The sequence below is a fragment of the Hominibacterium faecale genome (assembly GCF_020734085.1).
Taxonomy (GTDB): Bacteria; Bacillota; Clostridia; order Peptostreptococcales; family Anaerovoracaceae; genus Hominibacterium; species Hominibacterium faecale.
This window is the reverse complement of record NZ_JAJAGH010000004.1, coordinates 61,996-71,848: the sequence shown is the minus strand read 5'-3', so window position 1 is coordinate 71,848 and position 9,853 is coordinate 61,996. Positions and strand designations below refer to the sequence as shown.

Sequence of the window (9,853 nt, the reverse complement as noted above, 5' to 3'; positions counted from 1 at the left end):
ATGATTTCCTTTGCCTTTGGACCAGGTAACGGTGTTACGATTTTCGGTAATGCTTCTCTTAACATTTTGTTTCCTCCCTTGAGTTTTCTTGTGAATTCTGCCGTACAGGCAGATTCCTTGATCATCCATCTGTTATTACTTAGTTACAAAAATCGTGCCATAGTTAAAAACTCAACACATAATTTTTGTAGAAAGCCGGCGGAAATCGTTGAAATTTACACACCGGCTAAATTTAATTTTTCTGAATATTGGAGAATTCTACAATTTCTCCCATGAAATAATATGGAAATTTTTTTCCGAGTTAAAACCGTTTATAGTCGTTACCAAACATCAGATATTCGACTTCTTCCTTGGATGCCTTGCCATTGATCGAACACTTGTTAGCAATGAATAGAATGATGCCAAGCACGATCCAGCCGCCTACCAGTGCCCATTCAATCGGTGCCAGCGGTGTCGGACTGTAGATCGGCAAGTACAGAGAAATAAAGAATAGCGCTACCAGGACTGCGCAGATTCCTATGACATTCCCGCCCTTTACCAGGAACGGCCGCTCTAGATCAGGCTCTGTTCTTCTCAGTACGCAAAACGACAGAGATACCATGAAATATGCGACCACTGTTCCGAAGGCAGCTGCGTTTACAAACCAGCTCAGCGCGCTCTTTCCAAGGAGCGGCGACAAAACGGTAATCAGTCCCACCAGCAGAATCGCTGCTACAGGCGAATCATATTTCGGGTGAACTTTTGCAAAGATAGACGGCAGCATCTTGGCTCTGCTCATGGAAAATAAAACTCTGGTTGCGCCTACAATGAAACCATTCCAGGAAGTGAGGATTCCACACATGGCCGCGATAATCATCAGTTTTCCGAATACTGGGTGTCCCAGCGCATAAGCGAACGTATCGGCTACCGGTACAGAATTGGGGTCTGATGCAAAACCGTTTCTGACATCCACCGGAGCAGAAAGAGCTACGCCCAGGATCATAATCATATACCATGCGGCCGCCATTCCGATCGCAATGATCATCACCTTTCCGATTTTGCCCAGGGGTATTTTCATTTCCTCGGCAGCCTGCGGGATTACGTCAAAGCCGACGAACATGGCTGGTACGGCCAGGATGACTGCTACGAATCCCTTGCCGTCTGTGAACACCGGGATCATGTTACCGATATCGCCCTTAATAACGCCTCCGCAGAAAAATGCGATACCGCCGATGGCCATGGCGATGGTGGCAGTCGTCTGAAATACGGCAGAGGCCTTTGCTCCACGATAGTTAACAAAGGACAAAATTATCGCTCCTATACAGCCGATCAGCAGGAACATTCCTGTAACCTCGGATCCCTGTATCTGGTAAAGAACGCCTAAATCCGGGAGCAGATTCCCGAATAAGAAGCCCAGCGCGTTGGCAAGGGCAGGGCCTTCCCAAGCTGCTACGCCAATGTAAGCCAGCGTGATCATCCATCCGGTAAACCAGGATGCGTTATAGCCCATTGCCCGATAAGAAAAGACCAGCTCCCCGCCTGCCAGTGGCAGTGCCGGTGTTAGTTCCGCATAGGTCATACCTACAAATAATGCCATAATACCGCCAAGCGCAAAAGCTAAAATCGCTCCGATTACGCCGCCGCTGGCAACCCAGGATCCTGCCAGCATGATCCAGCCCCAGCCGATCATCGTTCCAAAGGCCAGCGCCAAAACGTCTTTCATGTTTAGAGACTTTTGAAGTTCTTGTCTTCCTCCGTGACTCATAGTGATTCCTCCTTGTAATACAAATAATTTAATAAGTTCATTAGAACAATCCTTCTCCTCGTAAATTGTTCTTCTGTCCTCCATAAATTACCTGACAAGGGTCCTCTATGGCATTTCTTCTTTCTACGGCCACCTCCTTATTTAAAAATTTTTATATCTATTGCGTAAAACTATATATTACAAAAAACATGCCATAATTAAAAGTTTAACAACAATCAGTCCTGGTCCCCTTGCAACCAGCGGCAATAAAAAATCTGTCAATTCTGACAGTAAGACGGTCAAAGAAAAAAGTCGGAAATATATTTCCACTTTTTACAGATTAAAAAAGGAAACTTATTTCCGACTTTATCCAAAATCGAATTCTATTCTTTATCTAATTTTTTCAGCAAATTTGTTAATGGCTTCTGAGGATGTATGAAGTTTTGCATTTTCAGAACGAGTACCCCGTTTGGCTACCAGCTTCATAATCAGTTTATCAAATCCCTTTTGTGCTTCCAAGGGAATTTCTCCTCCGAAACTCCCGGTAGCAATGGCCTTTTTCAGTAATTCTCCAGGAATGTTTTTTTTCATGTACATATCTGTCTGTCCAGTAAAGCAATTACAAGTAAAAAATGCACATTTCTTTCGCATCAGCGTTTCTTTATTGCGAAGTATAAAATTTTTAGAGGCTTTATGAAGCGCACCCATCCGTATGCTTCCGCCTACAATAACACAGTTATATTGGCTCAGATCCGGCTTTTCCTTGGTCAGGTCACACAAAGTCGCATCATCCACCAGTGCCTTTAAAATTTTGGCGCATTTGGCAGTGGTTCCGGTCTTGCTTGCATATGCAATCAGTACGTTCATAATACCCTCCTTGTTCTTTTGTTGTCTTTTTCTACATTTATACCGTTTTTCCTTTTTTCTTTAATACTCCAAATACTGGGACTATGCTTCCAACATAAGCGGCTGTGGCCATGGGAATGATAATAGTCATGGGAAAGCATAAAAGCAGCACGCCGATGACCGTAAGGGGTTTGCGCATGATATACCCGCACAGCGCGGACACACATACCGCCACTGCAAATACAGGTTCTGCCCCTGTAAGCATAGCTAAGGAGTAGCCTATACAAACTCCTGCAAAGATGATCGGGAAAATATTCCCGCCTCTCCATCCCAAATTAACGCATAAATTGATAAGAACCAGCTTGACCACACCGGTCAAAAACAGAAGTGCAAAACTCTGCTGCTGCCAGACTTCCATCATTTCCGCCATTTCATGCTCACCTGAAAACATGGTCCAGGGGAACAACGTCCCCAGCGCTGCCAGAAAAAGCCCCGCTAACATACAACTGGCGATCCGATGGTCAGCGATCCTTCCGCCCAATGCTGAGGTGATCCGGTCGCAGAGCATATAGGCCATGCCGCACAATATACTGATCAGCACAAAAAGCGCAAACCATTTCCAGTCGGAAATGGTAATGTCCACATCACGTCCAAATCTGGCAATGCCCATTCCTCCGCCGAAAAATTGTCCTAATCCGCCCATAGCCCCCAGCGCGCCGGCAACAGCGGCTACATAGACCAGAGTCTTGGCCTTTTTCATGTCCAGCTTTTCCGCAGGCGTTTTAAGAGGCTGCTCATCTTCCAGATCTTTATTTTCAAAGTTGTTGGCAATCCCTACAAAGGGAGAGTTGAAAATCACACCCAGCGTAGCGGCAATTCCCGCATTCGCCAGCTCTCTTACCTCAGAGCCCTTATATTTCAGCCGGTCACCGATCCAACAGCACAGACCAACGATAATTCCCGTCAAGCCGGCTTCCGGACCCAAACTACCGCCGAAAATAAGCGGCAGCAGTGCCGATACTGCCAGTATATGCAGCCGGTCATAGGGATATGTACCATTTTTCTTCAAGTCTGCCATAACATCTTCCAGCGTATCCGGAAGTACTCCGAATTTTTTTTGCCACAGGCCAATCAAAAGGCCTCCTGCAAGGCAGACAATAAACGTGTATAGAACAGGATGTCCAACGTTTTTGGGAATCACCTCCCATAGGAGATGAATTCCCAAATTCATGACTTTTAAAAGGGCCCAGACGACAGCTCCCGCAGCCGCTCCCAAGCAAAGAGCAAACAGAGCGAACACGCCCAGACTTCTTTTTGTGATCTTCTCCATTGCAAGTATCCTTTACTTTTCTGCCAGAAAGGTTTCTACATATTCTACGTCCGATGGAGTATCCACATATTGGGTACCTCTTTTCTGACGTGTTTCCCGACCTTTTCCGGTAATCAACACTACCGTATTGTCGTCAGCTGTTTCGATCGCCTGACGAATGGCGTCTTCCCTGTCGACAACAATATTACATTCGCAGTCGTATTCATGTACGTGGCTGGCGATCTCTTGGGAAATTTTCATAACCGGTTCCTCACCCGCATCTTCTTCTGTGATAAAAACCTTATCCGCATATTTACCTGCGATTTCACCCAGCTCTTTTCTTCGTCCGAAAGCCTTCTTTCCAGGGCATCCAAAAACGATAGTGATCTTTTTTCCTGGATATTCCTTTTTGGTCGATTGGAACAGGGATTCGAAGCTCATTTGATTGTGAGCATAGTCGACGATCACATCCAGTTCTCCGCTTGTGCTGGTATAGATTTCCATCCGGCCGCTGACCCGGGCTTTTTTCAGCCCCGCTTTAATGTATTCCATTGGAATGTTCAGCCCATAGGATATGGCGATCGCCGCCAGCGCGTTTTCCACATTGAACAGTCCGGTCATGCCGATTTTGAAATCTTCATCAAAGCTGTCACACCTGACTCTAAATGAGATGCCCCGTTTGCCCGGTTCTACTTCGTATCCATAAAGATCGGCTTCCGGTTTGAGTCCGAAAGTAATCAGCTTTTCTGCCTTGCCTGCCGCCGCGTCAATCGCCATCCCGGCATAATCGCTTTCCATATTGATGCAGGCAATCCGACACTGTCCAAACAGCACCATTTTTGCCGCCAGATAATCCTCAAAGCTGGGATGCTCCACATCGCTGATATGGTCTGTACCGATGTTCAGGAAACAGCCCACATCAAAGGTAATACCATAGGTCCGATCATATTTAAGCGCCTGGCTGGATACCTCCATGGTTAGAAATTCAATTCCGCTTCTTACCGCATTATCGTAATGGCGGTGCAAATCCAGTGCTTCCGGGGTTGTCAGATGGGATTCTTCGTTGATAACGCCGTCGTAGTTATCAATTCCGGAGATAACGGCGCTGACAGGCTTTTTCTGATCCCGCAGATATTCATCCAGAATGTATTTCATAAAATAAGTGGTGGTAGATTTTCCTTTGGTGCCGGTAATGCCTGTTATGGTCAGTTCTTTCCATATCTGGTTGTAAAATAAGTCCGCCATCAGCGCCATGGCCCGGCGCATATTGTTGACGATGATATATGGCGCATTCGGCGCTTCCCGATCATATTTCACCTCGCTCACATAGGCAAAAGCGCCTTCATCCAGGGCGCTCAGAAGATAATCGACGGTAAAGTGGACTCCTTTACAGATGAACAAGGTGTCGTAGCGGATATCCTGCGAATTAAAGGATACATAGTTTACCTTTTTCTCCATCGTTTCTTCCGGTATCCGCATTTCGGCAATGAGACCGTTTTTGTCCAGTATTGCAATATATTCCTTCAGTAAATGCAGCCTGTTTATCATTTATCATTCCTCCTAAGCTTTTTTTCGCAGAGTACGACCGCTTCCTTGGCCATCGCCTCCATGGCGTCCACAAAATAATCCGACAGCTGGTATTGTTCTTTAAAGCAAGAAAGCTCCGTACAGGCCATGATTACGCAGTCACATTCCTGATCCCGGAATTCTGTCTCCACCGCTTCAAAATCATCATAATCGATCGGTCCGCCGTCTTTTACTCCATCGTAGATGATTTTCATAACCAGCTTCTGGTTTTCCGGTGACGGTATGATGGGGATCAGCCCCTGCGCCCGGCACTCCTTTTGATAAAGGCCCATCTTGACCGTGCCGTCGGTTGCCATAATTCCCACTTTTGCTCCCGTTCCGTAGGTATGAACAATTTCCTTAACTGCGGCTTTAATCATATTGACCACCGGCAGACTGGTTTTTTCCTGCAGTTCATTGATGAGCACATGGCAGGTATTGCAGGGAATCGCGATATAATCTGCCCCGCTTTTTTCCAGCGTATCCGCATCCTCTGAAAGACGGCTGAGCAAGTCGTCCAGCTGATCCTCCATGATCGCCTGAGTCCGGTCCGGCATGGTGGCATGGTTTAAAATAACCATGTTAATATGTTCCTGATCTTTGCAGGCCTGTGTATTTTCAATCATCATTTTGTAAAATAGTTGTGTGGCCAGTGGTCCCATTCCCCCGATCACACCTAGTACCTTCTTCTTATCTTTCATCCCATTCTCCAATTTTTTAATTATTCTTGGCAATCGGCCAATTACAATTCGTAGTACTTTTTAAAAGCCGCATGATGTCTGTGCATATTCTTGAAGATGCGCAGTCTACGAATCAGTCCCCGGTCCGGTCCGTAAATGAGCGGATTGGACACTTTTCCGGCATCCATCAGCCTGCGCATTTTTTCCCTGTATTCTTCCGGCCGAATATAGGTGAACGCCACTTTTTTCGGTACGACCGTAAACATATGCTCGTTTTCTACAGCCTGGAATTCCATAGGCTTGTCCAGAATATAATCGTCCACCAGCAGCTTGGCGATATTAGCGCCGGCCCCGGTCACATAGTAATTGCTTCGTCCCTGACGGGTATTGATTTCAAAGACTTTATATTTTCCATCTCTCTGATCATATTTAATATCAAAATTTGAAAAGCCCACATATCCGATTTCCTCCAGCAGCGCTTTAAACTGACGCATAATTTTTTCATTTTTTTCGGTGATAATGACAGCATGGTTGCCCAGTCCATGAGGCGTATGCTCTTCCAGCAGCACATGCCCCAGGCACATCATCTGAACTTCACCGTGCTTGTCCGAATAGTTGGTTAACACACGCATGTAAGTGTCGTCGCCGGGAATAAAGTTCTGAATGATGACCGAATCCTCATATCCGGAGCCATAAATATCCGAAAGGACCGACAGACTGGCCTCCCAGCTGTTTTCCTTGTAGACCTTTTTCTGGGTTGGGTAAGGATGTCTCCAGTATTCAATGCCGTTGGACGGCTTAATGATATACGGTCCCTCAAAGGGCGCTTTCACATTCAGCCCCAGCTCTTTTTTATGCACATATGTCGTAGGATAATCCACGCCCACTTTCTCGCACATGGCGTAAAACTTTTCTTTATGAATCAAGTCATTCATAAGATCAATGTCAATATAAGGCGCAATCACGTTCTCTGCGAAGTTGTCCTTATTCTGACTGGCCAGCTGGACATAGCTGTCGCCGCAGCCGATCAAAAGGACGATTTCATCCTTATGGTCCGCTGCGAACTCGTTAACCAGCCTGAGGAATGTTTCCTGTTCATCTGCCTTTTCATCGGCTTTATAATCTATAATCTTGCTGTCCATGCAGGGGCCGGTGGGATATTTTCCATAAGCGCTGGAAACGATCCCGTACGCCTCATGGAACGCCCTGGCCACACTGCAGACATTTATATCTCCTGCAAAAAGTAATGGTACGAATTTTTTATCCATCGTGTTTCTCCTCTTTTACTCTCTAGTCTGTTAAAAAGGCGCAAAACCTTACCCTATATTATAATACGTTTTCTTCAATTTTACCAATGATTTCATCTCTAAGAGCATCTATTTTTTTGAAATCCATATTGGGTATATAATAGCTCTCTAATCGATCATGTTCTTTTTTTGCTCTTACAATGCACTTTGTGGCTTCTTTGATAAGCTCTGACATCCGTCTTCCGCAGTCGGCCAGCATGGGTCTTGCTTCCTCCAGCCTAGGCCATCCTATAATGTCATTCATATCGATCAGATGAATCTCCTCTTCCCGTTCCCATGGCTCCAAGTCGTGATACTGGTTCAAAGAAAGGAAGGCAATTTTCAGCTGGGGAATGAGAAGATGTTCCAGTTTGACCTGCGGTTTCATCGGACAGTAGAAGGCTTCCACGTCCAGGCCCCGGTAAATGGCGCTCTCGGCTATGATATTCAGCAGCCTGGCATTGCTCAGACCAACAGGTCCGGTAATCATATACAGCCTTTCATAGCCGTCGATGAGCGAGTCCAGATGGTGCTGCACGCCCTCCGGCGTTATGGCGCTGGCGAACTGTTTTTTCATTTGCCCCGGATTGAGAGCAATCTCTTTATGAGACAGCTCATCGCCTACGATTCCCGCGGCGATCTTGTACAGTTCCCCATCTTCGATAGCATCCTCATAAGCCGCAGCCAAGGCGTCGGAAAGGTCTCCTGCCGCTGCCAGATAATTATACGCATAACCGAACCACTGTTTGATCTTGCGGTTGCTTTCCATGACGTGGCTCTTGCATTTTTTCAGCGCTTCCCCGTTCCAGAATTCGCCAAGATGAACGATGCTGTCTACTGCGCCCGGATTGACCGGATCCACCACATGGGGACTGGTCGCGTCGATGATGGCGATTTTTTTCTGCTTGAGGACAATTCCATCCAAAGAGGATGCATCGGAAGAGCACCACATGAAATCCACATCTTCACCCCGCTCGACAAAGTGCTCGCCAATCCTGCTCATAAAGGTGGATTTGCCCACTCCCGGTCCGCCCTTGAGGCAGATGATGCGATTGGCCTCCTGCTGTCCCAATATGTATTGATAATACGAGAAAAAGCCCTCCGGTGTGTTTCCGCCTGGATAGATATGTCTGATTTTACCGTTCAAAATATATTTCCCCCTTTTAAGTTTACCTTTCCTATACTATGCACAGGAGGCACATCCATGTGACAAAAAGGAAACGGCAAAATTTTTGCGAATGAAAACTTTCTTTCGCAAAAACTTGCCGTTTGTTAAATTCAATCATGAAAGTGCGCCGGTTACTCACCGGCTTCTTTTTTTGTCAGCTCTACCAGCAGGGGATATTTTCCCATCACATATTGGTAGCCCTGCGGGCTGTGAACAATGGTGCAGTCGCTGCAATCCTTAATCCCCGTCTCCGTGTATTTGAAGCGGCCCCCGCAGCGATCTCCAAGTGCGTAAAGAGGACAATAGCAGAACAAACAGTTGAACTGCTGAGGATCTTTAACCTGGTGACACGGGAAAAATTCACAGTCCTTATGGCTGAAAAACTGGTAGTTTTTTTGTTCCTGCTTCTGACTCACCGCATTACCTCCTTAGAACTGTCCCGGCGTATAAGTATTGATCTTGGAATCATCCTTAGTATTGGCGCGAAGGTTTCCTCTCAATATATCGTAAAAGGCAGCATCTGTAGCTGTCATATAAGCAGTTACCCAGCAGATCGCCAATCCTAAAATCCAATCGATCACTACCATCATGACCGATCCGCCGATAAATGCAAAGAAGAATTCGCTGACGATGGCAATGGCAAATGAAGTGAGCAGGAGCCATCCGATAAAGGATAGCTGGAGGCAGAAATACTTGGCTTTATTCCCGTTCATCAGCCATTTACTCTCATTAATACATTCCATGATCCCTTTATTGGGATCATCGGCAAGAATGAAAAATGCCTGGCTGTAACGAATCGCGGCAATGATACCTGGAACAATAAGCAGTAATGTCCACAGGAAAGTAAACAATCCAACCATAAACATCAGACCTAATGCCTTGAAAAACTGTTCAAATCCGGAAAACACCTGTGCCACGTCCAGTTGCCTTGCGCGGAACAAATTGATGAAAAAGATCGTCAGTCCAAGGGTAAATGCTCCTGTCACCAAAAAAATATAGACACCGGACATGGTGGATATCTTTTGCGCGCCGTAGCTGATTCCTTCCACGATATCGGAAGCCATTCCATAGGAATTGTCATAATAGATATTACCGTATAGCTCCGCCAGCGTCTTTCCGAAAAGCTGGTCCAAAATCAGTGCCGGCAGCGTAACGCAGATCTGATAAATCAGAACCGCTGTGATTGCGATTTTCCACTTGCCTGCCAAAGCGTTCCTCCCTAGCGCCCGCAGGTTTGAACTGGGTTCCAGTACGATGATATTATTCATTTCTGTT

Annotated in this window: 10 protein-coding genes; 1 reads left to right on the top strand and 9 read right to left on the bottom strand. The window is 46.2% G+C overall.

What is annotated here, in order from left to right; genetic code table 11:
- Positions 1 to 276, top strand: a 276-nt coding sequence (locus LG211_RS05205; RefSeq protein WP_269477100.1) for a hypothetical protein, incomplete at its 5' end; no start/stop codon positions are given.
- A 25-nt stretch (positions 277 to 301) separates the two neighbouring features.
- Here the strand turns inward: LG211_RS05205 and LG211_RS05200 are convergent.
- The 9 genes from LG211_RS05200 to LG211_RS05160 form a co-directional block, all read right to left on the bottom strand.
- The gene (locus LG211_RS05200) at positions 302 to 1,744 is read right to left on the bottom strand and encodes an APC family permease (protein WP_227755224.1); all 1,443 of its coding nucleotides are present in this window, start codon (positions 1,742 to 1,744) and stop codon (positions 302 to 304) included.
- A 369-nt stretch (positions 1,745 to 2,113) separates the two neighbouring features.
- Positions 2,114 to 2,590, bottom strand: coding sequence for a flavodoxin domain-containing protein (locus LG211_RS05195; protein ID WP_148394993.1), 477 nt, complete (start codon positions 2,588 to 2,590; stop codon positions 2,114 to 2,116).
- Positions 2,591 to 2,627: 37 nt separating this feature from the next.
- A complete protein-coding gene (locus LG211_RS05190) occupies positions 2,628 to 3,899 on the bottom strand; it encodes a chloride channel protein (RefSeq protein WP_253019636.1) in 1,272 nt (423 codons plus the stop codon).
- Positions 3,900 to 3,911: 12 nt separating this feature from the next.
- Positions 3,912 to 5,426, bottom strand: a complete 1,515-nt coding sequence (locus LG211_RS05185; RefSeq protein WP_148394989.1) for a Mur ligase family protein — start codon at positions 5,424 to 5,426, stop codon at positions 3,912 to 3,914.
- On the bottom strand, positions 5,423 to 6,145 hold the full coding sequence (cuyB, locus tag LG211_RS05180; RefSeq protein ID WP_148394987.1) for a cysteate racemase: 723 nt from the start codon (positions 6,143 to 6,145) through the stop codon (positions 5,423 to 5,425). The genes LG211_RS05185 and cuyB overlap by 4 nt, the downstream gene beginning before the upstream one ends.
- A gap of 41 nt (positions 6,146 to 6,186) precedes the next feature.
- A complete protein-coding gene (locus LG211_RS05175) occupies positions 6,187 to 7,392 on the bottom strand; it encodes a carboxylate--amine ligase (RefSeq protein ID WP_148394985.1) in 1,206 nt (401 codons plus the stop codon).
- Between the two features lie 58 nt (positions 7,393 to 7,450).
- The gene (locus tag LG211_RS05170; RefSeq protein ID WP_148394983.1) at positions 7,451 to 8,557 is read right to left on the bottom strand and encodes an ATPase; all 1,107 of its coding nucleotides are present in this window, start codon (positions 8,555 to 8,557) and stop codon (positions 7,451 to 7,453) included.
- Between the two features lie 152 nt (positions 8,558 to 8,709).
- Positions 8,710 to 8,994, bottom strand: coding sequence for a cysteine-rich small domain-containing protein (locus LG211_RS05165; protein WP_148394981.1), 285 nt, complete (start codon positions 8,992 to 8,994; stop codon positions 8,710 to 8,712).
- Between the two features lie 12 nt (positions 8,995 to 9,006).
- The gene (locus LG211_RS05160) at positions 9,007 to 9,846 is read right to left on the bottom strand and encodes a DUF975 family protein (protein ID WP_227755227.1); all 840 of its coding nucleotides are present in this window, start codon (positions 9,844 to 9,846) and stop codon (positions 9,007 to 9,009) included.
- Between the last annotated feature and the right edge of the window lie 7 nt (positions 9,847 to 9,853).